Annotated in this window: 26 protein-coding genes and 1 tRNA gene; 8 read left to right on the top strand and 19 right to left on the bottom strand. The window is 61.0% G+C overall.

What is annotated here, in order from left to right; translation table 11 throughout:
* Positions 1 to 213: 213 nt before the first annotated feature.
* The 3 genes from AB8B31_RS06980 (at position 214) to AB8B31_RS06970 (ending at position 1,982) form a co-directional block, all read left to right on the top strand.
* Positions 214 to 1,395, top strand: coding sequence for an ROK family transcriptional regulator (locus tag AB8B31_RS06980; protein ID WP_018241543.1), 1,182 nt, complete (start codon positions 214 to 216; stop codon positions 1,393 to 1,395).
* Positions 1,396 to 1,480: 85 nt separating this feature from the next.
* Complete coding sequence (locus tag AB8B31_RS06975) at positions 1,481 to 1,774, top strand: helix-turn-helix domain-containing protein (protein ID WP_018241542.1); 294 nt, start codon at positions 1,481 to 1,483, stop codon at positions 1,772 to 1,774.
* Positions 1,775 to 1,832: 58 nt separating this feature from the next.
* A complete protein-coding gene (locus AB8B31_RS06970; protein ID WP_018241541.1) occupies positions 1,833 to 1,982 on the top strand; it encodes a hypothetical protein in 150 nt (49 codons plus the stop codon).
* Between the two features lie 3 nt (positions 1,983 to 1,985).
* Here the strand turns inward: AB8B31_RS06970 and AB8B31_RS06965 are convergent, their stop codons facing one another.
* Positions 1,986 to 2,201 carry a hypothetical protein gene (locus AB8B31_RS06965; RefSeq protein WP_018069423.1) on the bottom strand — a complete coding sequence of 72 codons (216 nt, stop codon included), beginning with the start codon at positions 2,199 to 2,201 and terminating at the stop codon, positions 1,986 to 1,988.
* Positions 2,202 to 2,380: 179 nt separating this feature from the next.
* Here AB8B31_RS06965 and AB8B31_RS06960 point away from each other — a divergent pair, with 179 nt between their 5' ends.
* Positions 2,381 to 2,626: a DUF982 domain-containing protein gene (locus AB8B31_RS06960; RefSeq protein WP_018241540.1), complete on the top strand. Its 246-nt coding sequence runs from the start codon at positions 2,381 to 2,383 to the stop codon at positions 2,624 to 2,626.
* Between the two features lie 6 nt (positions 2,627 to 2,632).
* Here the strand turns inward: AB8B31_RS06960 and AB8B31_RS06955 are convergent, their stop codons facing one another.
* Positions 2,633 to 2,851 carry a hypothetical protein gene (locus AB8B31_RS06955; protein WP_018447490.1) on the bottom strand — a complete coding sequence of 73 codons (219 nt, stop codon included), beginning with the start codon at positions 2,849 to 2,851 and terminating at the stop codon, positions 2,633 to 2,635.
* A gap of 551 nt (positions 2,852 to 3,402) precedes the next feature.
* On the opposite strand from AB8B31_RS06955, the gene AB8B31_RS06950 reads away from it, so the two are divergent.
* On the top strand, positions 3,403 to 4,035 hold the full coding sequence (locus tag AB8B31_RS06950) for a class I SAM-dependent methyltransferase (protein ID WP_018241538.1): 633 nt from the start codon (positions 3,403 to 3,405) through the stop codon (positions 4,033 to 4,035).
* Positions 4,036 to 4,220: 185 nt separating this feature from the next.
* Here the strand turns inward: AB8B31_RS06950 and AB8B31_RS06945 are convergent.
* The 7 genes from AB8B31_RS06945 to bcsN form a co-directional block, all read right to left on the bottom strand.
* Positions 4,221 to 4,297 (bottom strand) — tRNA-Pro (locus AB8B31_RS06945).
* A gap of 98 nt (positions 4,298 to 4,395) precedes the next feature.
* Positions 4,396 to 5,064 (bottom strand): HAD family hydrolase, encoded by a 669-nt coding sequence (locus tag AB8B31_RS06940; protein WP_131703104.1) that lies wholly within the window; start codon positions 5,062 to 5,064, stop codon positions 4,396 to 4,398.
* 114 nt (positions 5,065 to 5,178) lie between these two features.
* The gene (locus AB8B31_RS06935; protein WP_131703105.1) at positions 5,179 to 7,548 is read right to left on the bottom strand and encodes a cellulose synthase; all 2,370 of its coding nucleotides are present in this window, start codon (positions 7,546 to 7,548) and stop codon (positions 5,179 to 5,181) included.
* On the bottom strand, positions 7,545 to 8,591 hold the full coding sequence (locus AB8B31_RS06930) for a glycosyl hydrolase family 8 (protein WP_131703106.1): 1,047 nt from the start codon (positions 8,589 to 8,591) through the stop codon (positions 7,545 to 7,547). The genes AB8B31_RS06935 and AB8B31_RS06930 overlap by 4 nt, the downstream gene beginning before the upstream one ends.
* Entirely contained in the window at positions 8,588 to 11,038 is a 2,451-nt protein-coding gene (locus AB8B31_RS06925) for a cellulose biosynthesis cyclic di-GMP-binding regulatory protein BcsB (protein ID WP_131703107.1), read from the bottom strand. The genes AB8B31_RS06930 and AB8B31_RS06925 overlap by 4 nt, the downstream gene beginning before the upstream one ends.
* On the bottom strand, positions 11,035 to 13,227 hold the full coding sequence (gene bcsA, locus AB8B31_RS06920; RefSeq protein ID WP_130652159.1) for a UDP-forming cellulose synthase catalytic subunit: 2,193 nt from the start codon (positions 13,225 to 13,227) through the stop codon (positions 11,035 to 11,037). The genes AB8B31_RS06925 and bcsA overlap by 4 nt, the downstream gene beginning before the upstream one ends.
* 60 nt (positions 13,228 to 13,287) lie before the next feature.
* Complete coding sequence (gene bcsN / locus AB8B31_RS06915; protein ID WP_047621649.1) at positions 13,288 to 14,268, bottom strand: cellulose biosynthesis protein BcsN; 981 nt, start codon at positions 14,266 to 14,268, stop codon at positions 13,288 to 13,290.
* A gap of 323 nt (positions 14,269 to 14,591) precedes the next feature.
* Here bcsN and AB8B31_RS06910 point away from each other — a divergent pair, with 323 nt between their 5' ends.
* The gene (locus AB8B31_RS06910; RefSeq protein ID WP_018070485.1) at positions 14,592 to 14,906 is read left to right on the top strand and encodes a DUF1236 domain-containing protein; all 315 of its coding nucleotides are present in this window, start codon (positions 14,592 to 14,594) and stop codon (positions 14,904 to 14,906) included.
* A gap of 39 nt (positions 14,907 to 14,945) precedes the next feature.
* On the opposite strand, the gene AB8B31_RS06905 is transcribed toward AB8B31_RS06910, so the two are convergent.
* Positions 14,946 to 16,592, bottom strand: coding sequence for an ATP-binding protein (locus tag AB8B31_RS06905; RefSeq protein WP_131703109.1), 1,647 nt, complete (start codon positions 16,590 to 16,592; stop codon positions 14,946 to 14,948).
* 273 nt (positions 16,593 to 16,865) lie between these two features.
* Between AB8B31_RS06905 and AB8B31_RS06900 the strand changes: the two genes are divergently transcribed.
* A complete protein-coding gene (locus AB8B31_RS06900; protein WP_018447482.1) occupies positions 16,866 to 17,213 on the top strand; it encodes a response regulator in 348 nt (115 codons plus the stop codon).
* A gap of 8 nt (positions 17,214 to 17,221) precedes the next feature.
* Here the strand turns inward: AB8B31_RS06900 and AB8B31_RS06895 are convergent, their stop codons facing one another.
* The 6 genes from AB8B31_RS06895 to AB8B31_RS06870 all read right to left on the bottom strand — a co-directional run bounded on the left by AB8B31_RS06895 (position 17,222) and on the right by AB8B31_RS06870 (position 21,700).
* Entirely contained in the window at positions 17,222 to 17,761 is a 540-nt protein-coding gene (locus tag AB8B31_RS06895) for a MerR family transcriptional regulator (protein WP_018447481.1), read from the bottom strand.
* A gap of 150 nt (positions 17,762 to 17,911) precedes the next feature.
* Positions 17,912 to 18,250, bottom strand: coding sequence for an integration host factor subunit alpha (locus AB8B31_RS06890; protein WP_018241528.1), 339 nt, complete (start codon positions 18,248 to 18,250; stop codon positions 17,912 to 17,914).
* 105 nt (positions 18,251 to 18,355) lie between these two features.
* Positions 18,356 to 19,327, bottom strand: coding sequence for a beta-ketoacyl-ACP synthase III (locus AB8B31_RS06885; protein ID WP_026230843.1), 972 nt, complete (start codon positions 19,325 to 19,327; stop codon positions 18,356 to 18,358).
* 20 nt (positions 19,328 to 19,347) lie between these two features.
* Positions 19,348 to 20,394 carry a phosphate acyltransferase PlsX gene (gene plsX / locus AB8B31_RS06880; protein ID WP_020397442.1) on the bottom strand — a complete coding sequence of 349 codons (1,047 nt, stop codon included), beginning with the start codon at positions 20,392 to 20,394 and terminating at the stop codon, positions 19,348 to 19,350.
* Between the two features lie 98 nt (positions 20,395 to 20,492).
* Entirely contained in the window at positions 20,493 to 21,047 is a 555-nt protein-coding gene (locus AB8B31_RS06875) for a YceD family protein (protein WP_018447478.1), read from the bottom strand.
* Between the two features lie 11 nt (positions 21,048 to 21,058).
* Positions 21,059 to 21,700, bottom strand: a complete 642-nt coding sequence (locus AB8B31_RS06870) for a ubiquinol-cytochrome C chaperone family protein (RefSeq protein WP_130728961.1) — start codon at positions 21,698 to 21,700, stop codon at positions 21,059 to 21,061.
* A gap of 136 nt (positions 21,701 to 21,836) precedes the next feature.
* Between AB8B31_RS06870 and AB8B31_RS06865 the strand changes: the two genes are divergently transcribed.
* The gene (locus tag AB8B31_RS06865) at positions 21,837 to 22,370 is read left to right on the top strand and encodes an outer membrane protein assembly factor BamE (protein WP_003547220.1); all 534 of its coding nucleotides are present in this window, start codon (positions 21,837 to 21,839) and stop codon (positions 22,368 to 22,370) included.
* Positions 22,371 to 22,431: 61 nt separating this feature from the next.
* Here AB8B31_RS06865 and AB8B31_RS06860 read toward each other — a convergent pair.
* The 3 genes from AB8B31_RS06860 to nusB form a co-directional block, all read right to left on the bottom strand.
* Positions 22,432 to 23,798 (bottom strand): IS3 family transposase gene (locus AB8B31_RS06860; RefSeq protein WP_370090368.1). Its coding sequence is split into 2 segments (ribosomal slippage): positions 22,432 to 23,321 and positions 23,321 to 23,798, totalling 1,368 coding nucleotides; the frame shifts between segments, so codons are not numbered across the junction.
* A gap of 216 nt (positions 23,799 to 24,014) precedes the next feature.
* Complete coding sequence (locus tag AB8B31_RS06855; RefSeq protein ID WP_112906521.1) at positions 24,015 to 26,153, bottom strand: sodium-translocating pyrophosphatase; 2,139 nt, start codon at positions 26,151 to 26,153, stop codon at positions 24,015 to 24,017.
* 198 nt (positions 26,154 to 26,351) lie between these two features.
* Positions 26,352 to 26,834, bottom strand: coding sequence for a transcription antitermination factor NusB (gene nusB, locus AB8B31_RS06850; protein WP_018241520.1), 483 nt, complete (start codon positions 26,832 to 26,834; stop codon positions 26,352 to 26,354).
* Between the last annotated feature and the right edge of the window lies 1 nt (position 26,835).

Genomic DNA, 26,835 nt, shown 5'->3' with positions numbered 1-26,835 from the left:
ACGTATGGCGCATACTTCTACTCGACCCTCTTTATTTCATCGCGCATTTTCATCGCACGTTAATCTCAAGCCTACAGCTGGCCTCCCATTTGTCAAGGACATAGACAAATTGCCTTCTTCGATGTATTGAATTCCGGTTAGTCGCGATAATTGCCAACTCAATACCGCCCCCATTAAGTATGTGCTCCGAACTAATTGGACTGAGCTAGCCGGATGGCAATGACATCTTCTGTCGCACAGACTCCGATCGCACGAAAAATTTCAACCAATGCCGTCATCCGAACCGTGTTCGCGAACGGATCGATCTCTCGCGCCGATATTGCCAAGCTGACCGGCTTGTCAAAGCAGACGATTTCCGATGTCGTGCGCGACCTCGAGGATGACGGATGGCTGAAACCAGTCGGACAGACTGATGGTCGCCCGGGCCGGAATGCGATCACCTATGAAATCAATGCCAGGGCGGGACTGGCCGTCTCTATCGATCTCGGGAGCACCAAGATTGCTGCGGCTATTTGCGATCTGTTAGGGAATGTGGTTGCTGAAACCAAAGTATCCACCGATCCGCGCGGCGGAATGCATCTCGTCAATCAGTTCAGTGATCTTATCGTGGAACTCGCATTTGCGGCCGGGACGACTGCCGACAAACTTCGTCTCGTCGTTCTCGGCAGTCCCGGTGTGCTCGATCCGGCCACCGGACATATCAACGTAGCGCCAAGCATCCCCGGCATCGACGCAATAAATCTGCGGCAAGTCTTCAGCGACAGAATGGGGATACCCGTGATCGTTGAAAATGACGTCAACCTGGCCGCGCAAGGGGAGAAATGGCGGGGACACGGTGTCGAAACCAGCAATTTTGCTTTCGTTGCTCTCGGCACGGGCGTCGGCATGGGCATCATCGCCAACGGAACTCTGTTGCGCGGCGCGCGTGGGGCGGCCGGTGAAATCGCCTATCTTCCGATCGGTGGAGATGCTTTTGATCCTGGTGGATTTACGCTTGGAACCTTTGAGAGTGCGGTCGGCAGCGTCGCTATGTTGCGCCGCTACGTCGGTTTCGGCGGGCGTAATGCATCCACCGTGGCCGATCTCTTCGCCGCGTTTAATGCGGGAGAAACAAGCGCCGTGGCCGCAATCGAAGAGACGGCAAGGCTGGTCGCAGTCGCCATTGCTGCGATCGGAGCGGCACTCGATCCTGAACTGGTAATTACCGGTGGCAGCATCGGCGCAAGACCGGAACTCGTAAACGCCATCCGCGGTTTCCTGCCGCGTTGCACACCTTATCCGCCGCGCATCGAGATCAGTCGCTTTGGGAACCGGGCCGCCCTCATGGGAGGAATGGGAATCGCGGTCGAGCGCATGCATGACGATCTATTTGGGGTAAAATTGAGGGAAGTTTGAAGAGTGTGTGCCTTAGGAAGCGAAACCGGCCAACGTGACAGCGCGGCCACTTGAGAAGCGCTGGAAATGCGCTAGATTTTCGATCATGATAACAGCAACGCAGATACGTGGCGCGCGCGCCATGATCGGAATGAGCATCGAAGAGCTCGCCGCCGCTAGCGGGCTGCCGGTCGAGACCGTGACAGCGCTGGAAAACGGCGAATTCGCGGGCGAGCCGCACGCGCTGTTCGATGTGCGCAGCACGCTCGAGGCGAACGGCATCATCTTCCTGTCGAGCGGCAATCAGGATGAAGGCGGCCCCGGCATCCGGTTACGCGCACGCAGTTCCAGCGATGACGGCATCCGACCGGAAAACCTCAACGCCGCCAACGACGACTGACGGAACCAATCGGTCGCCCGAGCGTTTTGCTGTCCCATAACATATCGGGGGCAATCTCTTGAATCGCAGCAATGGTCTCTACGTCATCATCGGCGTTCTTGTCGTCGCCGTCATCGGCCTCGGCGCCTATATCTTCCACGAGGAAAACAAGCCGCAGGGGATCGAGATGAGCATCGGTAAGAACGGTGTCTCGATCGAACAGAACTGATCTTCAAAGATAGGTTTTTGCAAGGTCGGCGAGTTTGCCGCCGTCCTTCACGCCCTGCCTGTAGAGCTGAATGATGACCGCACCGATCCGCTCGGCCTCCGGCGTCGTTTTGACGAGGCCGCGTTCATCGCAGACCTTGTCGAGCACTTGTGAAAGCAGATCGAGATCTTCCGAAAATAGCGGCAAATCATGCGGATGAATTGATGACCGTAACATCATGCCGCAATCCTCCGAGGGCAAACGCATCCACGCTTGGATCGCCGGCCGCCCTCCGCAACCGTCATAAAGTCATTATGCGCGAGGGCCTGAACTTTAGCAACTGCGCAAATTCCCGTGGGACAAAATTTGGAACAAAATTTTGTCCCACGCGTTGTGGCCGCGTTTTGTAGCAGGAATCCATGAGTGCAGATGTGAGTGAAAAACGCTTTCCCTCCCCCGTCCGGGTCGTTTCTCCAAACAGCAGCCTGATCGTTTCCACCGTCTGGGAGGCCGCCGAATATCTGAAACGGTGGCCGAGCAAGCGTGGGCGCGATTATCGAGTTGCGCGCCAGCACTGCCTGGATGCGCTCGACGGATTGTGCAGCCCGCGCGCAGCACAGACTTCCTTTATCACGGCAGCGAAAACGGCAGGATTGCTGGTGTAACAGGGGTTAGCTGTTGCGGCCGCCCGCGGCGACTCGTTGGGGATGGATGGAGCCTTCCATGATCACCTTGGCGGTAATCTCAATCACCCGCTCCTCGGCGAGTTCGGCAAGCGCGAGGGCGACATCGCCTTCCGACCAGCCGGCTTTGACGGCCTCGTCCGACAGTGCCTGGAACGCGCTGGCGAGGCTCTGCCTGCAAGTTAGATTGTGCTTCATATCCGCCATGCGCTCGACTAGGCTATCTGTGATCGGGATAATGTTAATCTACACATATTCGCGAGAATGCGAAGAGGTTTCAGATTTTTTTCAATCCAAAATTGGGTTGATAACTTCAGATCTGGGTATAGCCTTAACAAAAGGCAACAAATACCGCCTCCCCCACTGAGGGAGTACCAAAAAGAACTAAAGGATTTATTTGCGATGCACTCTCAAAGAGTATTTCATCGCCTTATTTATTTTAAATGGTCGACGCGGCCGGAGCCGATGCAGCGGCCCCTTGGGCCACGAGAATGCGGAAAACCCGAATGCGGCCCGTTTTCAGCATCTTCTCGGCACCCTGTCAATCAGCTTCGGGATCCCGATGGAGCGGGCGTCGGGCGCGTTGGAGGATGTCGCGCGCAGTCGGTACAGCCAAACGGCGGGCGCTCCCTTAGCCTAAGTAGCCGCGAACGCCTTCGGTGTTAATCACCTTAATACCACAACGACACCACACTCCCGTCAAAGTCCGCCCTACCATTGCGGTGGCGGCTCACTTCTTCAGATTTTCAGGAGGTAAAATGTCTATCGAACTAGACGCGACTACCTATGTACACGCCAAGCCGGCGACAGCCCATTCCTATATTTTGCCGGCCGTTGTCGATGTTCTCGAGAACAGTTTCCAGGAGGCAAATGAAACGGCAGTCTTCGACCTCGGTTGTGGCACCGGCGGTGCTGCCGCCGTGCTTGCGGAAAAAGGCTATGACGTCGTCGGTGTCGATCCCTCCCAGGACGGCATCGCGAAAGCGAGAACGGCCCACCCTGATCTTTCGCTGGAAATCGGTTCCGGTTACGAAGATCTTTCCAGCCGGTATGGAACCTTCGATGCGGTCATCAGTCTCGAGGTGGTGGAGCATGTCTATGATCCCAAGGCCTTCTCGACCACCATTTACGATCTGGTGAAGCCTGGCGGCATCGCGGTCGTATCGACGCCTTTCCACGGCTACTGGAAAAATCTGGCTCTGGCCGTGAGCGGAAAGATGGACGACCATTTTATGCCCCTCAAGGACCATGGCCATATCAAATTCTGGTCTCCCGAAACGCTCAGCACGCTGCTGGTCGAAACTGGCTTCGAAGACGTCGAATTCGAATATGTCGGAAGAATTCCGTTGCTGGCGAAATCGATGATCGCGATCGCTCAGAAACCGCACTGAAGGCGGCCCAAGGCCCGCCGCCGTTTGCAATGGCGGCGCTATAGCTCGCCTGCAACATGAACAAATGACATTGTCGTTCGGGACTTTCGGTTCCCGTTTCAGCATTTCTGCTATGTCTCGTTCCGTTTCCGCCGCCAGCGGGACGCAAAAAAATGAGATTCTGACTGGGATTTCAAGGGGATAAATGGTCGGGGCGACTGGACTCGAACCAGCGACCCCTTGACCCCCAGTCAAGTGCGCTACCGGGCTGCGCTACGCCCCGACCTGCCGAAACGGCTTGCTTCGTTTAGTTTTTCAGCGCGTGCAATGCAAGCGGAAAAACTTCGCCTCCAACAAAAAGGAAGCAGTTTGCCGGAATGGTCAGATCGTGGCGAGCTTCAGCCGGCCTTCGGCGGTTTGGATGGGCTGCCATGCCTGGTAGTTGGCGATCGAAAAATGCGGTGTTTCGAAGGGTGTGGCGTGGGTTTCGGTGATGACGGTGACGTCGGCGCCGGCAGCTTCGCCAGCGAGGATGCCGGCGACGGCATCTTCGAAGACCAGGCATTTTTTCGGATCGACGCCGAGGCGGCTTGCGCCGAGCAGATATCCTTCGGGGCTGGGCTTGCCTGATTTGACCTCCTGGCCGCTGACGATGACCTTCGGCATCGGGATGCCGGCGGCGGCCATGCGGCGCCTGGCAAGCTCGATCGGCGCCGAAGTGACGATTGCCCACCTGCCCTCGGCGATGGCGGAGAGGAAGCGGACGGCGCCGGGGATCTCGACGATGCCGGAGACATCCTGCATTTCCTCGGCGAGCAGCAGATCCGCCTCGTGGGCCGGATCGACGCCGGGCAGGCCGAGCCCGCGGATAACGTCGGAGGCGCGGATGCCATGGATCGTCTTCAGGAAGACCTCCGGCTCGAAGCCGTGGCGTCTTGCCCATTCGCTCCAGACGCGTTCGACAACGGCAATGGAATTCAGCAGCGTTCCGTCCATATCGAAAAGGAAGGCATCGTAGGACCTGTCGAGGATGTCATGGAGAGCGGGCACGGGCGTTTCCTTGCGGGTCCACAGCGCGCCGCTCGTCTTTGAAGACGCGCAAAGGACGCTGGGACATTTTGAAGCTAAGCAGGCGAGTAACGGAGAGCGGCGGCAGCGTCAACGTCAGTCGTTGACGTCGGGATGCGTGACGTTTCTAACGTCGGCCAGACCGCGGGCAGCATCGCGGCTGCCAGTCGCAGCAGCGGCTTCGAAGATGCGGGTAGCATCGCCGTACATTTTGAGATTGAGATAGCAGTAGCCGCGCAGAACCATCAGGTCGATACGCTCCTGCTGCAGTTGGGCGCGCTGATCGAGGTAGATGAGGGTTTCGCGATAACGACCGGCGTCAAAGGCCGAAAGCGCGCGGTCGGCGAGGATCGCCACCTGAAGCTCGGCGGCACGCTGGCGGTTCTGCGGCGCCTTGGTGGCTGCGACGGCGGCATTGCCGGAGAGGCCGGCGCGGAGATAAGCGAGGCTCTGGCCGTAGGCTGCGTCTTCACGGACCTTGCGGGCCGGGCTCTGCAGCGCCGCCTCGAAGGCCGAGATTGCCTCCATCGGCCGGTTGATATCCATCAGGCACCAGCCACGCGACAGCGCGTCGGCCGGGCTGAGCTGCCCCGCATCGATTGTCGTCGAGCAGCCGCGCGTCTGGCGCGAACCGCGCGGAACGGTCACCGTCTCCATCGCCGGCCTCGCCGCGCGAACGACAACTTCCGACCCCGGCTGCAGGGTGACACGGCGCTCGGCCGGAAGTGGCTCGGTCGGGGGACGCTGCGTCGGTTGAGCCGGTTGCTGTGCTGCAAGCCCCCCCTTCTCCGGCGGCGGCGTGACGGCGTTCGGCGTCAGGGAGGACGTATCTTCGAGATTGGTGATCCGGCTCGACCGGCCGGCCCAGGCGCGCTGGAGGTCGAGCACGCCCTTGCGGTCGCTCAGCTGCTCGCGGGTGATGACAAGGCCATAGGCGGACGGTTCGTCATCTGGTTTCCAGGCAAGCGCCGTCTCGAACCACCGTGCGGCGGTCTGGAACTGGTTGAGGGAGCGGGCATACCAGCCGAACTGCTGCGCCGTCGGCACATATTTCCGGGCGATGACCTCGGTGGCGATGCGATGCAGCACGTCTTCGGCCAGATCGGCCGACGGCTGCAACGCCATCAGGTTGGCGGTGGCGGCGAGATAGGTTGATGTCGCATCCTCGGAATCGGTGCGCCAGCGGAACATCACGTCCTCGGCTTCCTCAGGCGCCTTGCGGGCAATCAGCGCCAGCGCCAGCCCCTGCGAAGCGGCCGCCGAATCTTGCTTGGCTCGGGCGGCGCGGAACCACTTCTCGGCATCGGCATCATTGTTGCGGCGAAGCTGGTACCAGCCGAGCAGCAGCGCATCGGAGGCAAGCCCCCCAGTCTCGGCGAGTTTTTCGAGGCGGGCGACATAATCGGGCGCGATGGCGAGATTCGGATCGTCATTGCCCTCGGCCATGAATCGTCGGGCGAGGTTATCGCGGATCGCATCGAATTCCTTGCTGCCGTCGGCGGCAGGCCTCTCCAGCGTGAGCAGTGCCTGCATCGGCTGGTAGCCGAGCAGCGTCGAGGCCTTTTCGACCGTCGCCTGCCGCTCGGCGGGATTGGTGCAATTCTTCAGGATATAGGTGTAGGCATCCTGGCCGCGCTTCGCCCTCTCCGTCTGGATGAAGGCTTCGGCGACGCGCCAGAGAACATCGACCTCGCTGCAGGTGAGCAGGCTCGGTGTTGCGGCGGCAATATCGACCACCGTCGCATATTGCTTGAGGTCCGACGCGTTGACGAGGCGGGCACGGGCCTCGGCGACGTCGAGCCGGTCGAGCAGATCGGCCGGCGGCTGCCATCCGGCGGCCGCCTGACGGTCGGCGACCGCCTTGCGCAGCTCCGCATAGCGGCCATCGGAGTAGAGCTGCCACATGGCCTCAAGCTGTTTGTCGCCATTTTGCGGCACGGCGAGTGGATCGGCCGGCGGAACCCAGTTCGGGTAGAGCGCCTGAAGTCGGGAGATTTCGGCTTGCAGGCGCACCTTGTCGCCGCGGCTGGCGAAATAACGAAGCGCGCTTTCATCAACGGTAGGCTGCGGCGGCGCGGCGGCCTGTGGTGGAGCCTGTGGCTCGGAAACTATGGGGGGCGTGACCGGCGCCGGCTGGACGGCCGTCTGAGGTGCCACAGGTTGCGGTGCTACGGGCGGCGAGCCTGCAGGCTGCCGTGCTGCGGCATTCGGCACGGGTGTATCCAGTGCTGGCGGTGAGGGGGATGTGATCGCCTCGATCTTGTCGGCCACCAGCTGCGCATTGAATTGGGGATTGCCGGCGGAAGCATCAGTCGGCTTGATGCGGCCCATCATCATCAGTTCCGGCGCCGGCTTGGCGGCAGATCCAAGGCCGAACCTTTCCTGCAGAGCGGCACGATCTTTCAGCCCGGTGACGAGGGTCGCCACCACGACTGCCGCTGATACCGCCACGAGAGAAGACTTCACAGACACTCCGGATGCTTCTCCCCGATATAGGCCAGTCCCAGCAGCTGAAGCGTGGACGGATAATAGAGTGCGGGCGCAAATTGCAGGGCCGAGCCCGGCAGCTTGGTCCCGTCGAGTACACAGGCCACAACATCGTTAACAATTCGATAACCGGGGTCCGGCAGCACGGTCTTCGGCCGGCCGGTGGTCAGATCGATGGTCGCGGGAACACCGTCTTTCGACATCCCCTGCTGCAGACGGGTCAGCAGGGCCTTGTCGGTGACGCCGCCGCGAACGAGATAGAGCGGGATGCGGATGGCGTTATAGGCGAATTCGGCGTCGAAACCCTGCGCAGGCTGCGGTTGGCCGCTGAGACTGACCCATTCGGCGGGAAGCTTGCGCGGGCCGAACTGCATCGTCTTCAGCAGCGCCACGCCATCTTCCGACAGTTGTTTCCAGGCATCCGACGGAGCGAGCGCCGCCATCACCGGGATAGCCTCGTAAATCCAGTAGGACGGGTTGACGACGGGACCGTCGTCACGGTCGGTGCCGGTAAACCCCTCGCTTCCCGGCAACAGGAGTGTGTGGCCGGCCGAGCGCACAACGGTTTCGGCAAGCAGCGCCTGCGCCATGCGGGAGGCGGCGAGGATATAGTCCTCGCGTTTCCACGCCGTGCCGGCCAGCGCCAGCGCATAGGCGATCAGCATGTCGCCATCCGAGGCATTGTTGGTATCGGAGACGTGCGGCTTGATGTTTGGATCCCATTTCCAGACGGCCAGGCCATCGTCGCGCAGCAGCAGTTCGGTGCGGGTAAAATACCAGATCTGTTCGAAATCGGCGGGGCTTGCCGAGAGATAGGCGAGCAGCATGCCGTAGCCCTGCCCTTCGCTATGGCTGATATTGCCGTTGCCGTTATCGACGATGCGGCCGGTCGCATCGAGAAACTTCGCCTTGTAGGCCGACCATGCGCCGGCATTGATCATCGCCTGCTGCGCAACGGCGGGCGTTCCCGCGGGAGCGAGCGCGACCGATGCCGCAAACAGGAGCGCGCGTAACCGTCTCATTTCGACCGACCCAGCCTTCCGAGCATGCTCGAGGTGGTGATCCCGATCAACAGCACAAAGACGACCAGCAGGAAGGCATAGGAGAGGATATTCGTCGACAGCCAGTTGGCGGCGATCAGGCGGTAATTGGCGATCGACCAGGGGGTGGACGGCACGAAATCAAAGCGGGTGACGGGCACCGTGTCGATCTTGCCAGTTTTGCTCGAATAGGTGGTGATGTGGCCTGATATCTGCGGCCAGTTCAACTGCTCGGTCAGAACCTCGAGCCCCGCGCGCAAATCCTTCGCCGACGGCGCCGTCACCACCGTCCATGAGCCCGCTCCCGCGGGGCTGGAGCCCTGGGCAACCATGAGCGTGGCGGCGTTGGGCGGGGTAAAGATCTCCTCGGCGCCGGGAACGAATTGCAGCGAACTGCGGGAGATATCGAAATTGCGCGACAGCCACTCGCGGAAAGCAGTGATCCGGCTGCGCAGGACACCGCCGCTGACTTTGGAGTTCCACTCTTCGAAGGCCGTACCGGTGTCGACGACGCCCGCCTGCGTCTCGACGACGGGGCGCCACGAGGCCTGGCTCGCCGTAGAGATATTGGTCTGCGTCAGCGCAGTTGCCGGCATCTGCGAGATGGAACCGATGAAGATGGCGTCGCGATCGCCGATCATGTTCGGCGAGGCGACGGTTTCGACGGCGACCGGATGGCCGGCCGTAATCGCCATCTGGCCGAGCAACGTGGCGGCAGCCGAAAGCGTGTCAGCATCGACGCGGTCGATGAAGAGCGGCGTCGGCTCCGTGGCCCGACCATAGGGATAGGCGGTGCCGGCCATTGCCGCCAGATTCGGACGCTGGCCGACGCGGGCGAAATCCGGAATCTCCAGCTCTGATGTATCGAACAGGGCAAAGCGCGGGGTGGCGCCGGCGGTCGCGCCCGGCGCGCAGGCGGCATCGTCCTTGTCCATCAGGATCGCCTCGATCGCCACCGAATTGAGACCCGGCTTGAAGTGCCGCATCGTCACGCGGATCGGCAGATGGCGGAGAATACCGCCAGTCGTCGTGGTGATCGGCACGGTGGAGGCGATGTTGTCGTTGACGTAGATATCGATGTGGCTGCCGGGCAGCACTTTGTCAGTATAGGCGGCGTCGAGCAGCACCTTTGCCTCGCCATAGGCATTGGCATAAAAATCGGCCGGCACGGCGATATTGAAGCTCGTGCGCAACCGCCGGCCGGAGAATTCGGTGGTCTTCACACCGAGCTGAGACAGGGCGATATTCGTATCGGAAAAGACCAGCGGCGCGTTCGGCGCGCTCCAGCGCTCGGTGGTCAGCACGTCGCGGCGAACATCCGAGGAGCGGTCTGTCGGCGAGACGATGGTATCGATCGCCGAGGAGACTGCCTGCCAGGAGGGGCCGCTGATCAGAAGAACCGGCGAGCCGCTGCGCGGGTCGGTGACGAAGGCGGCGAGTGCCGCACTTTCGGCGCCGGGCGGCAGGCCAGGAAAGAGCGGCCGCAGCTCCGCCGCGGTGCCGACGAGCACGCTGAGCTTGCCAGGGCCGGCGGCCGGAAGCGAAGCGGTGCTGAAGGCAAAGATCTGGTTCGGCATGCTGCTCAGCACCGACAGGCCCTGTGCCAGCCGCAGCAGCGGCTTGGTGGTTCCCGGCTGCTCCAACGCCGGGACAACGATGTCGAACTCCGTCTTGCCGGCGCCGTCAACGCCGATGGCGCGGATTGCGTCGGCGCTCGCCAGCTGGGAAACGTCCATGCCGGCAAAGCTCAGATAGGTCCCGGCCGGATCGATATTCGACCACAGTTCATAAGTGGATTGAATGCTGCAATCGGTTCGGTGGCGCTGGCCGGCTTCGAAGGTGACGAGATTGGCGCCCGGCTGCAGCAGACCAGTTGGAACCTCGAAGGTGACGGTCGAAGGGCCATCCGGTGAGCCGACGCGCTGCTGGCCGATCGGGCGATTGTTGAGATAGACGGTCAGCGCCGAGGCCTCGGGCGCGACGACGATCGAATTCTGGTAGGCGAAAGTGAAGCTTGCCTTGGCCGCCGCCTGCTCCGGCGTCAGATAGACCGACCATGACCGGCGATCGTATTCACCGCCGAGGCCGAGTTTCGAAAAGGGCACGACAAAGCGACGGACATCGCCGGCACGCGGCGGCGCAGCGCTGTTTGCCGCCGCTGCTGGCTGGAGCGCGGGCGGCTGCGACTGCGGTGACTGGACGGCGATCGGCGGAGGAACGGGAGCAGGATTAGGAGCAACCGGGGTTGCAGGTGCGGGTAAGACGGAAACCGGAGGCGCGGTGGCTGCGGACGGCGTGGGCGGCGTCAACCTCGGGGCAACAGACGCACCGGGCGGCCGTTCGCCGGACATGTCGAAGGGTGCCGTCTGCGCCTGGGCGAAGGCGGAAGCATTCAGCAGGAGAAGCGAGGCGGCGACGATCCTTCTCATCCGGCGTTGACCTTTGCCGCCTGCTGCTGGGCTTCTCGCTCCGGCCGCATACTGCGGAAGAAGTAAACGAGGCCGCGGCTCGTCTGGTAGAACGACATGCCGAGAAACCAGATGGTGCCGCGGATCAGGCCCGGATTGCGGCGGCGCGAGGCCTGAAACTGGGTCCACTGGTCAGAATTGGCAAACATCAGATCGGCGATCAGGCGATGGTCGAGCGCGCTTTTCGGCACGTACTGGCAACCGACATTGCTGATGTCGCCCGACGGCTCAATGTTGCGGACGATGAGCGGCAGGGTTTCCAGATCCGCGCCGCTATAGGGCCGGAAGCGGATTTCGCCGACGGCGCCGACCAGCATCTCGTCGAGATGCTTGTTGAAGATGTGCAGTCTTGCGCCGTGGACGGAAACATCCTCGATCGAGGCCGTGTACCACTTGCCGTTGGCGCCGAATTCGCAGCGCCGGTTGACGCGGACGCGACGGGACGAGGCGCGCTCGCCGCGCTCCGACACGACACCAAGTGCGCAGCCGGCCATGATCAGGTTGATGAGATTCCATCCGCCGACGACGAGCGTGACGTCGGCCTTATAGGGCTCGGCGTAGATCTTGTAGATGGTGATGATGAGCGCGACGATCTGCACCGCAAAGATGACGAAGAACGGGCGGCTGATCTCCGACAGACGGCTGACGGCGATCGATTCGTCTTTGGCGGTGACCTTGAAGGTCGGCTTCCTCGGATTGAGCATGACGGAGACGACAGCAGGCAGCAGATGCACGGTCTGGACATATTCGTAGAGCTCGGAAATCCAGGGCCAGCGAAACGACCCGTAGAGGTAGTTCTGCATCATCAGATTCACCAGCATATAAGCGAGCGTATAGGCAAGGAACTCGCCGCCGGAGGCGGTGAAGATCTCCAGATCGAAGAACAGATAGAAGAGCGGCGCAAACAGGAAGATCGTGCGCGGGAACGGGAAGAGCCAGAAAAGCGTGGAGGACATGTAGCAGAAGCGCTGCGGGATCGTCAGCCCGCGCTTCAGCAGCGGGAAGCGGAAGCGCAGGATCTGCATCATGCCCTGCGCCCAGCGGCTGCGCTGGCCGATGAAGCTTGCAAAGGTGGCCGGCTGCAGGCCGGCGATCAGCGGCTTGTCGACATAGATGCTGTTCCAGCCGCTGCCATGGAGCGCCAGCGCCGTCTCGCAATCCTCGGTGATGCTGATGCCGCTGAAGCCGTTCTGGGATTCGAGCGCCCTGCGGCTCAGAACCGCGGCCGAGCCGCAGAAGAAGGCGGCGTTCCACTTATCGAGGCCGCGCTGGATGATGCCGTAGAACATCTCGTTCTCGCTCGGCATCTTGTCAAAGGTGCGCAGGTTGCGCTCCAGCGGGTCGGGATTGATGAAGAAGTGCGGGGTCTGGACAAGGAAAAGCTTCGGATCGTCCTCGAAGTAGCCGACGGTCTCGAGCAGGAAATCGCGGGCCGGCGCGTGGTCGGCATCGAAGACGGCAATGAGTTCGCCGGTCGAAAGTTTCATGGCGTTGTTGAGATTGCCGGCCTTGGCATGCTCGTTGCGGTCGCGCGTGAGGTAGCTGACGTCGAGATCGTCGCAGAGCTGCTTCAGCTCGATATGGCGGGCAGCAGCAGCCTGGGCTTCGAGCAGCTTGCCGGAGTTGCGCTTCTGCAAGGTGCCGCCGTCGTCGAGCAGCCAGACATGCAACTTCTCGGCCGGATAATCCATGGCCTTGGCGGCGGCCAGCGTGTTTCCCAGCAGGCCGGCATCCTCGTTGTAGGATGGCACGAAGACGTCGACATGGGGGAAACGTTCATTCTTGGCGGCACGCGAGGGGCGCGACGGCAGCGGCGTCGCGACGATGAAGAGGCTGAGAGCCAGCATCGCAACGCTATACATTTCGGCAAGATAGAGCAGCAGGCCGGGAATGAAATTCTCAGGCTGGTTCAGAGGCGGCAGCGTATTGGTGGTGCGCCAGTAAACATAGCGCAGCACGATCGATGTGCCGAAGGCGAGCGCCACCAGGCGCCACGTCCCCTCGCCCTTCAGCACCTTGATCAGCGCCATCACAGTCACGACCGTGATGCTGGTGATGAGCTGGGTCTGCAGGTTGACCGGCAACGTGATCAGCACGATCATGCAGAGCGAAACCACGGCCCATATGATGACACTGCGGGCTTTGCGCATTGACGTTCCTTCGAAATTGCTCAACCGGGGCACCAACTGGCGCCCGCGGGCATGCATGCTCTATCTCCGGCAGGCAGCCGTCATGGCCGCGTCGCCTATGCAGTCCGGCGAAGGCACGGTGACGCCGATCGCCCTTACCGATTGTTCGATTGGCGCGGCGGCCGCATCCGGCCTTGCGCTCGTCTGCGGCGGCTCGCCCGGCAGCGGCACGCGCGGGCCGATGGGTGCAGGCACCGATGCGACGCCTTGAGCCGGTTGCGAGGTCGAGGCGCTGCGAACGGCAGCTGCCCGCGGCCGGCTGACTATGGCCGGCGCCGGCTCGTAGCCGATCGGCATCGGGCTGGCGCGATAACCGCCCTTGTCGGGATAGATCGGCTCGCCGGTGCGTCCGAGCGCACCGTCGGCGGACGGCGGATTGCCGTAAGGGTTCCAGACCACGCCATCGAAGGTGCCTGATATGGTGTAACCATAGACGATGCCGAGCAGCTGGCGCTCGCTCGCCCTCGCATCGCAAAGGCGCAGGCGCAGCTGGATCATGCCGAAATTGCGCGCCTGGGTATTGGCAGCAGTGCTCGAGCGGATCTGCTGCCAGGCATAGACGCAGGTGTCGCCGGCCCGGCTGCGGCCGGAGGCGTAACCGAAGGGGCCATAGGCGTTCTGCAGGAAGGTCGCCGACGTCGCCATCGGCACGCTAGGGGCCGAACGGGCCACCTCGCGGGCAATGCCGCTCTCGTTGATCATGCTGAAGCCAGCGTTGCCGGTGCCGGGATTAGCCCCGGAAGCGCCGAAGAACTGGACCTTCAGGAAATTCTGACCGGGCACGGACGATGACGTAAACAGCGAGATCGTCTGCTCGACGCCGTTTCCACGCTTGCGCTCGACAACACTGACGATCGACGGACCGCCCGGCGGCGGCAGGACCAGCGCTTTTTCCGGCGCCACGGTTTCCGGCCCGGAAGGCTGGCGCACACCGCCCGTCGATGTGCAGCCGGCCATCATGCCAGCCACTGCCACCAGCGATATCGTCTTCCGCAAGCGCATGTCTCGAGCCGCAATCGCCTTTTCAGATATCCATTCGCAAACCGAAACGCGACGGACCTTCGAATCAACGACCACCTGGCCGTTCATCCGACATAAATCGCCAACATGGTTAACGAAGAGTAAAGAACCGGCCGCTGATGTCACCGGACGAACTCTCACTGAACGTTATTCGGACAACTCAACCCAATGATGTGGAAATCAATTTAGCAGCAACTTAATTGCTTTGATTGCGCCTGTCTTCCGCTGGGCGAAAAGCCCGTTGGGAACTATGCCGCATGGCCGGCGTTGCCTTGATGTCTGGGGTAGGAAAAGGAGAACATCCCATGCGCAAGACCATGCTGGCTGCGGCCGCCATACTGACCATCAGCTCCGCCGCCTTCGCGCAGAGCACCGTCATCGTCACAGATCCCGCACCGACCGGCTCCGTCGTATTGCCCGGCGAAGTGCGCACCTATGTGATGGAGCAAAACACGCCGTCCGTCGTCTATGACGGCGATATCGTGGTTGGCACGACGCTGCCCGATACCGTCGAAGTGCACACCGTGCCTGACATGGACGGTTACGGCTATACCGTCGTCAATGAGCGGCGCGTTATCGTCGAGCCGAAGACCCACCGCATCATCCAGGTGCTGGAATAACACGATCGGGAATTGTGGACGTGCGGCCGTATTCCGGCTTCACGCCCGCTCGTCTCCCACCCTCGCCGGTACATTCAAAAGTTCGCGGATCTTATGAGCCAGCTGCTCCAGACTGAAGGGCTTCGCGAGCAGGGAAACGCCATGATCGAGCACACCATTGTGGACGATGGCGTTGCGGGTGTAACCCGTGGTGTAAAGGATCCGAATCGTCGGCCATTTTTCCTGGACGACATCGGCAAGCTGGCGTCCGCTCATCTGCGGCATGACGATATCGGTGAAGATCAAATCGACCTCCGGATTTTCTTCGAGCAACAGAAGCGCCTCTATGCCGCTTGCTGCCTGCAATACGGTGTAACCGAGTTCATGCAGGCTTTCGGCCGTCATGGTGCGGACGTGCTCGTCGTCTTCCACCACCAGGATCGTATCATTGACGCTGCCGTGAGGAATCGGCTGGGTGCCGGCGGCGCCCGACCGGGCGTCCGTCGCGCCGACATGACGGGGAAGATAGATCTTCACCGTCGTGCCCCTGTCGATCTCTGAATAGATCTTGATGTGGCCGCCGCTCTGCTTGATGTAGCCGTAAACCTGGCTGAGGCCGAGGCCGGTGCCTTTGCCGGGTCCCTTGGTCGTATAGAAAGGGTCGAAGGCGCGCTCGATCACCTCCGGCGACATGCCGGTGCCAGTGTCAGTCATGCTGACCATTACATATTGGCCCGCCTCGACCTCCGAATGCATGCGCGAATATCGCTCGTCGAGTTCGGTATTGGCGGTCTCGATCGTCAGATTTCCGCCGCCCGGCATAGCGTCGCGAGCGTTGACGGCAAGGTTCAGGATGGCATTCTCGAGCTGGCTCAAATCGGCAAAGCTCGGCCACAGACCGCCGGCAAGCACGGTCTCGATCCGGATCTGCTCACCGAGCGTGCGCCGCAATAGCTCAGACATGCCGCCGACCAGCTTGTTAAGGTCGATCACCTCAGGGGCGAGCGGCTGCTGGCGCGAGAAAGCGAGAAGACGCGCGGTCAGTACCGCCGCCCTCTGCGCGCCGTCTTTGGCATTCTGGATGGAGTAAAGCAGGCGGGGATCCTCGCTGCCGCTCAGGCGCCGCTGGGCGAGGTCGAGGTTGCCGATGATGATCGCCAACATGTTGTTGAAGTCATGAGCGACGCCGCCGGTCAGCTGACCAATCGTCTCCATCTTCTGCAACTGGCGGACCTGCGCCTGAGCCGCGGCATTCTCTTCCATCTCGTGCCTGAGCTCGGCAGTGCGCTGGACGACTGTCTCTTCGAGGCGCGTGTTGAAGCTGTTGAGCTCACTGCGAAGGCGGCTCTGCCGCTCATGTGCGATAATGATCATCTCCATCAGGCCGACGATGATCGCGGCATTGACGAGATAAGTGGAAAGACCGACCCATTGGCCGGCGCTGACCGGCCAGAAGATGTTGTGCGGCTCGACGAAAAACTGCTGGACGATGAAAGCGGCAAGCAAGGCCGCAACCAGACCCGGCCCGGCCCCGCCTATGAAACTCGCCAGCAATATCGCCGGAAGGAAGCTGAGGAAGGGAAAGCCGGAGAGAGTGTCGCTGGCGGCAAGCCTCAGAAGAAAGGTCAGGCCAACGAAGGCAACGGCCAGCGGATAGGTAAAACCCGGCCTGTGACGCAGCCAATCCGTGGCACTCAGCAAATCCATTCGACACCCCTTCTTACAGCGCCGCCATGTCTTTTCAGACGCGCAAAGGACGCTGTAACACTTTGGATAACTGCATAATTTTATCCAGAGATCGATTCCGATTTAAGGAATTATGCAGTCGCCGTTGCAGAGACGGCATCCCAGCTTTTGCACATCAAATTTCACCGGGCAATATGCTGTTTCTTGCAGTGCCGGGCACGACGTCTTGACGAGCGGTGCAAGCGGTCCACATAAATCTCCATGCCCGGCGAGGGGAAATGGGTGGACGGGATCATGAAAGACATATTCATCGTCGAAGACGACGCGCTGATTGCCATGCTGCTCGAGGACATGCTTGCCGATCTGGGTTACCGGGTCTGCGCCAGCGCGCCCGATCTGGAGCGGGCGCTGGCAACCGCCAGGGATACGGAGTTCGACGCTGCAATCCTCGACGTCTCGCTTGCCGGGCAGAGTTCGCTGCCGGTCGCAAAGCTGCTCGACGAACGCGGCAAGCCCTATCTCTACGCGACGGGATATGGCACTGCACCTGATGGCAGCAGCCCAAGCACGTTGCCCGTGCTGCAAAAACCCTTCCAGCTCAGCGAACTCGAACAGGCGATGAAGCGGCTTACCGAAGCCTGAGCTCCTGTTCAGCGCACCTGATCGAGCAGACGCTTGCATTCCAGGAGGTCGTAGAGCGCCTCCTGCAGCAGCGCCCTGTCTTCCTTGCCGACGCTCGACTTGCCGATCGAGACTTCCTGCTCGTCGTCTCCAGCGACGAAATTGAAGAACCGGCGGGTGATCGGCGGCTTGGCGCGGCCGACAATCTGGTCTTCGTCGGCCATGCCGACGCGCGGTTCCCCGCCAGCCGTATCCTGCACGCCCGACGCAAGCGCCTCGACGCTGGCGAGGTCGCCATGACCGACTGATATGACGAACTTGTTGCCGTTGGTCTTCAGAAGCTTCTGCACACCCTTGATCGTATAGCCATGATCATAGAGCAAATGCCGGATGCCCTTGAGGAGATCCACATCTTCCGGCCGGTAGTAGCGACGGCCGCCGCCGCGCTTCATCGGTTTTATCTGGGGGAAACGCGTCTCCCAGAAGCGCAGCACATGCTGCGGCAGATCAAGATCGTCTGCGACTTCGCTGATAGTGCGAAAGGCATCGGGGCTCTTGTCCAACGTCATACTGCTACGCGACCTCGCGGCTCGATCCAACGGCGACTCATCATATTTCAACGGTTTGGCGCCGACAATTCAAGTCATGTCTCGACGTTGCGCACAAGGATGGACAGTGCGAGAGAGAAAAAAACGCCGTTCCGAAACGAGATGCCGATATCAGGGAGCCGGATTCAGAGGCTTCAGCTTGATCTTGCGAGCGACATGCGCCTTGAGGATGCGCGTCTTCAGCACGTTCGACGCCTTGAAGGTCATGACCCGGCGGGGGGAAATCGGAACCTCCTCGCCGGTCTTCGGATTGCGGCCGATTCGCTCGTTCTTGTCGCGCACCTGAAAGGTGGCAAAGGAAGAAAGCTTGACGGTTTCACCACGCACGATGGCGTTGCAGATCTCGTCGATGACGGTTTCGACCAGTTCGGCAGATTCGGTCCGGGACAGCCCGACCTTTCGGAAAACGGATTCCGCCAGGTCTGCTCGCGTCACTGTCTTTCCGGTCATGGTTTCCCCGCCCATACAAAATATTTTGTGAAATCGCACGAAGAGTATTTGTCTTGCGCCTTACGGTCAAGCTCTTGTTCGCCGCCAGTTTTTTAGGATTCGTGCCTACCAGCGCAGCAGAACCGCACCCCAGGTAAAGCCGCCGCCCATCGCTTCGAGCATCACCAGGTCGCCCTTCTTGATGCGGCCGTCGCCGGCAGCGGTCGCAAGTGCCAACGGGATCGAGGCGGCCGACGTATTGCCGTGCAGATCGACGGTGATGACCACCTTCGCGGCATCGATGTTCAGCTTCTTCGCCGAACCGTCGATAATGCGGCGATTGGCCTGATGCGGCACCAGCCAGTCGAGGTCATCGGCGGTGGTGCCGGTCGAATCGAATGCCGCCTGGATAACGTCGGTGATCATGCCGACAGCGTATTTGAAGACCTCGCGGCCTTCCATGCGCAGCTTGCCGACAGTGCCCGTCGTCGACGGTCCGCCATCGACATAGAGCTTTTCCTTGTGCGAGCCGTCGGAACGCAGATGTGCGGTCAGCACGCCGCGATCGGCAACGGTGCCCTCGCCTTCGGTCGCTTCGAGTATGATCGCGCCGGCACCGTCGCCGAAAAGCACGCAGGTGGTGCGGTCGTTCCAGTCGAGAATGCGCGAAAATGTTTCGGCGCCGATGACGAGAACGCGCTTGGCAAGCCCGCCGCGGATATAGGCATCCGCTGTGGTAACCGCATAGACGAAACCGGTGCAGACGGCCTGGACGTCGAAGGCGAAGCCATGGCTCATGCCGAGGCGGTTCTGGATGTTGACCGACGTTGCGGGAAACGTGTTGTCCGGCGTCGAGGTGGCGCAGATGACAAGATCGATATCGGCAGGCGTCAGGCCGCCATTGGCAAGGGCTGCGCGTGCGGCGGCCTCGCCGAGCGACGCCGTCGTTTCGTCATCGCCGGCGACATAACGCTGGCGGATGCCGGTGCGCTGGACGATCCATTCGTCCGATGTGTCGACGATGGCCTCCATGTCACGATTGGTTATCACGCGCTTCGGAAGCGCTGCTCCGAACCCGCGAACCACTGAACGGATCATCTTTGATTGAACCCCATCGCTCATGCCGCTTCCGGGCCCATCGGGGGCAGCCGCTTGGCGTGATATTTCTTAAGATCGTTTTCTATTTTCTGATTGAGGCCGTTCTTGGCCATGTCGTAGCCGACTTCAATGGCGGCGGCGATGCCTTCGGCATTCGCCCCGCCATGGCTCTTGATGACGATGCCGTTCAACCCGAGAAACACGCCGCCATTGACCTTGCTGGGATCGAGCTTCTCGCGAAGCATGTCGAAGGCGCTTTTTGCGAACAGGTAACCGATGCGGGCCAGCAACGTGCGCGACATGGCGGCACGCAGATATTCGCCGATCTGCTTGGCGGTGCCTTCGGCGGTCTTCAGGGCGATATTGCCGGAAAATCCTTCGGTGACGACGACGTCGACCGTGCCCTTGCCAAGGTCGTTGCCCTCGACGAAGCCGGAATATTCGAGCGAATCGATGTTCGCCTCGCGCAACAGCCGGCCGGCTTCCTTGACCTCTTCCTGGCCCTTCATCTCCTCGACGCCGACGTTCAGGAGACCGACCGTCGGACGTTCAACCTCGAAAAGCGCGCGCGCCATGGCGCCGCCCATCAGGGCAAAATCCATCAGCTGCTGCGCGTCGGCGCCGATCGTCGCGCCAACATCGAGCACGATGCTCTCACCCTTCAGCGTCGGCCAGATCGCAGCGATCGCCGGACGCTCGATATTGGCCATGGTGCGCAGACAGAATTTCGCCATCGCCATCAGTGCGCCAGTATTGCCGGCCGAGACCGCGACATCGGCGTCACCCGTCTTCACCGCCTCGATCGAGCGCCACATGGTGGAGATATAGCGGCCACGGCGGAGCGCCTGGCTCGGCTTTTCATCCATGGCGACGGCAAGCTCGCAATCGTGAAAGAGCGATTTTTCCTTGAGTTTCGGAAACTTGGCGAGAACCGGATCGCACTGTTCCTTGAGACCATAGAGAACGAAGGAAATATCCGGATGCCGATCCAGCGCCTTGGCGGCGCCGGGGATGACAACTTGGGGACCAAAGTCGCCACCCATGAGGTCGAGAGATATTCTGATCACGCGTCCCTGATCCTTCTTTTCGCCGAGGGCGAAATTTCGGCCAAAATACCGGTTTTGGCGTCGCTTACAACTGAATTGTGTCAAATGCCAGAGGAGCTTCAGTCCTTTTTCCAGTCCTTGAGGGCTGCGAAAGCCGAGGGCTTTTTGTCCCCCTCGCCGCTATCCTCGATATGGCCGTCGAACTCAATGCCCTCCTTGCGCGGATAGGGATCGATCGCGAGAGCGGCGAATTCGGCAACCACCTCGCCGGCGTCGATCGTATCGCCGACAAAGGTCTCAGGCAGATCAGGACCGTCGGGATCGAGCAGCATCTCGCCGGCGTCGTTGCCGGCCTGGCGGGCAAGCTTGGAACCCTCCGGCACGAAGATTTGCTCGAAGCTCTCGTCGATGGCGGATTCGACCGGCTCCAGCGTCACGACGCAGGACTGGACGATCTTCGCCTGCACGCGGCCCTTGATGCGCACGCCGTCGCGCTTCCAGCGGGCAATCTGCAGATCAGCGCTGAGATCGTCGACGGAGACGACGTTCCAGGTCTCGGCAAGCGCCTTCAGTTCGCTGGTGTCGGCCTCGACATGGACCTCGACGGGGTTGGCCGAGATGTGGCCGACCTTGACTTGATAGGAGAAGGGAACATCGTCCCGAGCGTTCTTCATCGTTTCCTCCTTCAGGCGACCGCCGGGAGCGTTACCGAACCGGTGGTGATCACCTCTTCGGGGACGGCGGACAGATGCGATTCTGCGGCCATCATCCATCCGGCGAGGCCGGTCATATCGGCAGGCGCCGAGGTTTCGGGGTAGATATTGCGCTGAAGAGCGACAGCGAGGGCTTCGGCATCGCCTGTGTCCATCGCCTTCGAATAGGCTTCGAGCCGGCCGTAAAACATGCCGGCGAGCTTCTTCATGCGCTTCGGCACGCTGTTGTCGCCGATGCCGAGTTCGCGGATCGAATAGTCGATATCCTGGAAGAAAGCGTCGACGATCTCCTGGGCGATCTCCTGGCCGCTGGTGGCGGAAACACGCGTGCGGCGAAAAAACAGAATCATGGCAATCGACAGCATCTCGAAACGGCCCATGACCGTATCCGGCACATTGAGCCGCTCATAGATCTCCGGCATGCGTGCGGCCGCCGTCAGGGCCGCATATTGCCTGTCGACGATCGCCTGATTGTTGTTTTTCTTGCGGAAGAGCCCGAAGATCATTGTTTTTTCCGGAAATGCCTCATTCTTCATGCCGGCCGGCGTCTGGCCTTGTTGCATGATTTCGAAAGCTGGTTTACCGAAGCAGGCGCGAATTGCAATGCCGATCATGGCCTGTTTCGGGACGACGCCTTCGATGCGTCAGCGAAGCGAATTCGGGAAATTCGACCCGGAATGGCCACAATGGTTTTGCAGGAGGAAAGCGTGCAAGGCCCCAAATGGCTGCTATCGACACTCAAGGGAGTAGATGTCGTTGAATAAACGGTATTTCAAGTCTGACGTGAAATTCTTCAGCAGCGCGGCCATTGCCTTCATAATCGCCTCCACCACCGCTCTTTCCGGTTGCCAGACCAGCACCGTGCTCAATGGCGGCTACGTCGCCGACCAGCAGTCGCTGAACCTCGTTCCGGAAGGCTCCAGCCGCGAGCAGGTGCTGCTTTCGCTGGGCACGCCGTCGACGACGGCGACCTTCGACGGCGAAGTCTTCTATTACATCTCGCAGCGGCGCACGCGTGCCGTCGCCTTCCAGAAGCTGAAGGTCGTCGATCAGAGCGTTCTGGCGATCTATTTCGACAAGGACGGCGTCGTCAGCCGCCGTGCCAACTATGCGCTGCAGGACGGCAAGGTGTTCGACACGATCGGACGCGTCACACCGACCGGCGGCAAAGAACTCACCTTCCTGCAACAGATGCTTTCCGGCGGCAGCGCCGCGAGTGCTGCCCGCAGCCTGTTCGGCGGTGGCGCCGGCGGCACGCCGCAGAACCCAAGCAGCCTGCGCTGATCGGACACGCCTCATACGAAAAACCCGCCGGATCTGAACTGACCCCAATAAGTTGGACGGTTTAAAGGCTGGTTAGATTTAAGGGCTGAGTTCTGTATTGCACAGGGCTCAGCCCTTTGAGTTTCAACTTGATGCGCTGATGATTGTAGTAGTGGATGTAGTCGTCGATGCCGTCTTTCAGGCTTTTGATGCTGACGAAGCGATTGGGATGAAAGAGCTCGGATTTAAGAGTGGCAAAGAAGCTTTCCATGGCGGCGTTGTCGAGGCAATTGCCTTTGCGTGACATGCTCTGGGCGATGCCGCATTTTTGAAGCTGTCGCTGATAGGCTGGCATCTGGTAGTGCCATCCCTGATCGGAGTGCAGGATCGGCTTGTCATTGCTCCCCAGCCGGCTCAAGGCTTTGTTCAACATGCTTTCCACCAGTTTGAAGACCGGCCTTGTGGTCGTCTCGTAGGCGATGATCTCGCCATTGTAGAGGTCCATGACCGGCGAGAGATAGAGCTTCTCGCCGGCGACCTTGAACTCGGTGACGTCGGTGACCCATTTCTGATTGGCTGCCTGCGCAGTGAACTGCCGTTTGACGAGGTCGGGGGCTGTGCGCCCGACGTCACCTTTGTAGGAGCGGTATTTCTTCGGCCGTACCAGCGATTTCAATCCCATCTCGACCATCAGGCGCTGGACCGTCTTATGATTGACCGTCTGCCCGAGCTGGCGGATCGCCGCCGTCACCCGGCGATAGCCGTAGCAGCCCTTGTGAGCCTCGAAGATGGCTTTGATCCTGTCCTTGAGCGCAGCATGCCTGTCGGCCAGCTGCGACATCCTTTGCCGGTAGTAGAACGTGCTGCGGGAAAGGCCCGAAAGCTTCAGCACGTCGTCAAGCGGATAGAGTGGCCTTAACGCCTGGACGACTTGCGCTTTTTGAGCGCTGGTTGCTTGCGCGTTAAGGCCTCGAGTTTTTTTAGGTAGTCGTTCTCCATGCGCAGATAGTTCAGTTCCGACAGCAGTTCTTCGCGGCTCTTCGCCTCGTCGCTCTGCAAAGCTTGCGGCTCCCGGGGGATCGGCGGCTCGGACATCGATCGGGGCCCTCCTTTGCGGCGTGAGGTCAGTGCATCAATCCCACCAGTCTCGTAGCGTCGCTCCCAATCCGAAAGGCAACCCTTATTGCGGATGTCGAACAGCGCCGCCGTCTGGCGGTAGGAGAGCCCATCCTTCCACATCCGCTGGAGAACCGATAGCTTGAATGCTGCATCGTAGTGGCTGAACTTCTTCGCAAGACCTGGAACCCCATGCGCCTCATAGCTTGCTACCCATTTGCGAACCGTCCCATGGTCTACCGCGAAGTGCGCGCCGACCTCCCGAGCACTACGCTCGCCCTTCTCATAAAACTCCACAACAGAAAGCTTAAAAGCCAGGCTGTGATTGGACATGCAAAACCCCCGAAGGTGGATGTCCAACTTTCGGGGGTCAGTTCAATCGCTCCGGCGGGTTTTTTACTGCATGATTCCTTAAATCGGAATCGATTTAAGGATAAAATCATGCAGCCATTCAAAGTGTTACAGCGTCCTTTGCGCGTCTAGAAAGACGCGCGGCGCTGTAATGGCCTCTGCTTCGGCGTGAAGTGCACCACGCCAAGGCGGCGTTGTTTATCCGGCGAGAACGGCGAGCAACAGCAGCGCGACGATGTTGGTGATCTTGATCGCCGGGTTGACGGCAGGGCCGGCGGTATCCTTGTAAGGATCGCCGACGGTATCACCGGTGACGGAGGCCTTGTGTGCATCCGAGCCCTTCATGTGACGCACGCCGTCCTTATCGACGAAACCGTCTTCAAAGCTCTTCTTGGCATTGTCCCAGGCGCCGCCGCCCGATGTCATCGAGATAGCGACGAAGAGGCCGTTGATGATGACGCCGAGCAGCGATGCGCCGAGGGCGGCAAAGGCGGAGGCCTTGGAACCGGAGATGAGAAGAACGCCGAAATAGACGACGATAGGCGCCAGCACCGGCAGCAGCGACGGCACGATCATCTCGCGGATGGCGGCCTTGGTCAAAAGGTCGACCGCCCTGCCGTAATCCGGCTTTTCCGTGCCTTGCATGATGCCGGGCTTTTCCTTGAACTGACGGCGCACTTCCTCGACGATCGCGCCGGCAGCACGGCCGACGGCGGTCATAGCGATGCCACCGAAGAGGTAGGGTATGAGACCTCCGAAGATCAATCCCGCCACCACGTAAGGGTTGGAAAGATCGAAGGAAATTTCGCCGATGCCGGCGAAATAAGGGAACTTGTCGCCATTCGCTGCAAAATATTTGAGGTCGTAGGAGTAGGCCGCGAAGAGAACCAGGGCGCCGAGACCGGCGGAGCCGATGGCATAACCCTTGGTGACGGCCTTGGTCGTATTGCCGACGGCATCGAGCGCATCAGTGGATTTGCGCACCTCCGGCGGCAGATGCGCCATTTCGGCGATACCGCCGGCATTGTCCGTCACCGGTCCGAAGGCGTCGAGCGCGACGATCATTCCGGCGATGCCGAGCATCGCCGTGACCGCAATGCCGGTGCCGAACAGGCCGCCGAGCTGGTAGGTGGCGAGAATGCCGCCGACGATGACGATCGCCGGCAGCGCCGTCGATTCCAGTGAGACGGCCAGACCCTGGATGACGTTGGTGCCATGACCGGTGACCGAGGCCTGGGCGATCGAGACGACCGGACGCTTGCCCGTGCCGGTATAATATTCGGTGATCACCACGATCAGCGCAGTGACGACGAGGCCGACGATGCCGCAGAAGAAGAGGTGCGCGCCTGAGATATCGGTGCCTCCGACGGAGCCGATCGATCCCCAGCCGATAGTGAGCGAGGTGGCAGCACCAAGGCCGACGATCGACAGCAGGCCGGTGACGATGAGGCCCTTGTAGAGAGCGCCCATGATCGAGCCGTTCGAGCCGAGCTTGACGAAGAAGGTGCCGATAATCGAGGTGATGATGCAGGCACCACAGATCGCCAGCGGATAGACCATCGCAGACTGGAGGATCGGCGCGCCGGCAAAGAAGATCGCGGCAAGAACCATGGTAGCGACAACAGAGACCGCATAGGTCTCGAAAAGGTCGGCGGCCATGCCGGCGCAGTCGCCGACATTGTCGCCGACGTTATCGGCAATCGTTGCCGGGTTGCGCGGATCGTCTTCGGGAATGCCGGCTTCCACCTTGCCGACCAGATCGCCGCCGACGTCGGCGCCCTTGGTGAAGATGCCGCCGCCGAGACGGGCGAAGATCGAGATCAGCGAAGCGCCGAAGCCGAGCGCCACCAGCGCATCGATGACTTCGCGCGAGCCGCTCTCATGGCCGAGCCCGACGGTCAAGACCGTATAGTAGATGGAGACGCCGAGCAGCGCCAGGCCAGCCACCAGCATGCCGGTGATCGCACCCGACTTGAAGGCGATGTCGAGGCCGGCGGAAAGGCTGACGGAAGCCGCCTGGGCGGTGCGCACATTGGCGCGGACGGAAACGTGCATGCCGATGAAACCGGCAGCACCGGAAAGCACGGCGCCGATCAGGAAGCCGATCGCGGCCTCGGCGGAAAGAAGCAGCCAAGCCAAAATGAAAACAACAACGCCGACAATGGCAATGGTTTTGTACTGGCGCGTCAGATAGGCTTGAGCGCCTTCGCGGATATAGCCCGCGATCTCCTGCATGCGGCTATTGCCCTGATCGGCGGCAAGCACCGACCGGGTTGCCCAGGCGGCATAAACCACCGAGAGCAGACCGCATGCGATTACGCATAAAAGAATCGTCATTTCGCTCTTTCCTCCCATAGGCCGGAGATCACTCCTTCTCCGGCAGATACGCCGCCGAATCGCCTTCCTCTCCACAGAAATGCCACAGCTAAGCGTTGCGGAGATTGCGTGGTCGATCACGTGGCGTCAAGACCGCAACGGGCGAAAACCATTGCGGTGCGAAGAAAGAAGCGGGAGGATTATTTGGCGGCGAAAGACTTATTTCTTCGCCTCGCCGCGAACCTGCTTTGCGATGCGGTCGAGCACGGCGTTGACGAGCTTCGGCTCGTCGTCATCGAAGAATGCCTGGGCGATCTCGACATATTCGGTGACGATGACCGCCACCGGAACGTCCTTGCGGTCGGTGATCTCGAAGACGCCGGCGCGCAGGATGGCGCGCACGGTGCTGTCGAGGCGCGATAAGGCCCAATCATCCTGCAGGGCTGCGGCAATCAGCGGATCGAGGCGGACCTGATCGCGCACGACGCCGGAGACGATGGAACGGAACCAGGCGGCATCGGCCTTCAGATAGGTCGCGCCGTCGAGTTCCTGGCCAAGACGGTGCGCCTCGTATTCGGCGACGATCTCCAGAACGCCGGTGCCGCCGACATCCATCTGATAAAGTGCCTGAACGGCAGCAAGACGGGCAGCGCCCCGCTGGTTTGCAGTCTTGACCGGCCGTTCCGTCTTGTCGTCGTTCATT

Origin of the sequence: Rhizobium sp. 62_C5_N11_2 (genome assembly GCF_051811185.1) — a bacterium.
GTDB lineage: Bacteria > Pseudomonadota > Alphaproteobacteria > Rhizobiales > Rhizobiaceae > Rhizobium > Rhizobium leguminosarum.
This window is presented reverse-complemented; position numbering and strand designations above follow the sequence as displayed.

What these genes read in the sequence shown, in the direction of transcription:
- AB8B31_RS06980 (WP_018241543.1), top strand. Translation starts at nt 214, where the DNA reads ATGGCAATGACATCTTCTGTCGCACAGACTCCGATCGCACGAAAAATT.
- AB8B31_RS06975 (WP_018241542.1), top strand. Translation starts at nt 1,481, where the DNA reads ATGATAACAGCAACGCAGATACGTGGCGCGCGCGCCATGATCGGAATG.
- AB8B31_RS06965 (WP_018069423.1), bottom strand. Translation starts at nt 2,201, where the DNA reads ATGATGTTACGGTCATCAATTCATCCGCATGATTTGCCGCTATTTTCG.
- AB8B31_RS06960 (WP_018241540.1), top strand. Translation starts at nt 2,381, where the DNA reads ATGAGTGCAGATGTGAGTGAAAAACGCTTTCCCTCCCCCGTCCGGGTC.
- AB8B31_RS06955 (WP_018447490.1), bottom strand. Translation starts at nt 2,851, where the DNA reads ATGGCGGATATGAAGCACAATCTAACTTGCAGGCAGAGCCTCGCCAGC.
- AB8B31_RS06950 (WP_018241538.1), top strand. Translation starts at nt 3,403, where the DNA reads ATGTCTATCGAACTAGACGCGACTACCTATGTACACGCCAAGCCGGCG.
- AB8B31_RS06930 (WP_131703106.1), bottom strand. Translation starts at nt 8,591, where the DNA reads ATGAGACGGTTACGCGCGCTCCTGTTTGCGGCATCGGTCGCGCTCGCT.
- AB8B31_RS06925 (WP_131703107.1), bottom strand. Translation starts at nt 11,038, where the DNA reads ATGAGAAGGATCGTCGCCGCCTCGCTTCTCCTGCTGAATGCTTCCGCC.
- bcsA (WP_130652159.1), bottom strand. Translation starts at nt 13,227, where the DNA reads ATGCGCAAAGCCCGCAGTGTCATCATATGGGCCGTGGTTTCGCTCTGC.
- bcsN (WP_047621649.1), bottom strand. Translation starts at nt 14,268, where the DNA reads ATGCGCTTGCGGAAGACGATATCGCTGGTGGCAGTGGCTGGCATGATG.
- AB8B31_RS06910 (WP_018070485.1), top strand. Translation starts at nt 14,592, where the DNA reads ATGCGCAAGACCATGCTGGCTGCGGCCGCCATACTGACCATCAGCTCC.
- AB8B31_RS06905 (WP_131703109.1), bottom strand. Translation starts at nt 16,592, where the DNA reads ATGGATTTGCTGAGTGCCACGGATTGGCTGCGTCACAGGCCGGGTTTT.
- AB8B31_RS06900 (WP_018447482.1), top strand. Translation starts at nt 16,866, where the DNA reads ATGAAAGACATATTCATCGTCGAAGACGACGCGCTGATTGCCATGCTG.
- AB8B31_RS06895 (WP_018447481.1), bottom strand. Translation starts at nt 17,761, where the DNA reads ATGACGTTGGACAAGAGCCCCGATGCCTTTCGCACTATCAGCGAAGTC.
- AB8B31_RS06890 (WP_018241528.1), bottom strand. Translation starts at nt 18,250, where the DNA reads ATGACCGGAAAGACAGTGACGCGAGCAGACCTGGCGGAATCCGTTTTC.
- AB8B31_RS06885 (WP_026230843.1), bottom strand. Translation starts at nt 19,327, where the DNA reads ATGATCCGTTCAGTGGTTCGCGGGTTCGGAGCAGCGCTTCCGAAGCGC.
- AB8B31_RS06875 (WP_018447478.1), bottom strand. Translation starts at nt 21,047, where the DNA reads ATGAAGAACGCTCGGGACGATGTTCCCTTCTCCTATCAAGTCAAGGTC.
- AB8B31_RS06870 (WP_130728961.1), bottom strand. Translation starts at nt 21,700, where the DNA reads ATGATCGGCATTGCAATTCGCGCCTGCTTCGGTAAACCAGCTTTCGAA.
- AB8B31_RS06865 (WP_003547220.1), top strand. Translation starts at nt 21,837, where the DNA reads ATGTCGTTGAATAAACGGTATTTCAAGTCTGACGTGAAATTCTTCAGC.
- AB8B31_RS06855 (WP_112906521.1), bottom strand. Translation starts at nt 26,153, where the DNA reads ATGACGATTCTTTTATGCGTAATCGCATGCGGTCTGCTCTCGGTGGTT.
- nusB (WP_018241520.1), bottom strand. Translation starts at nt 26,834, where the DNA reads ATGAACGACGACAAGACGGAACGGCCGGTCAAGACTGCAAACCAGCGG.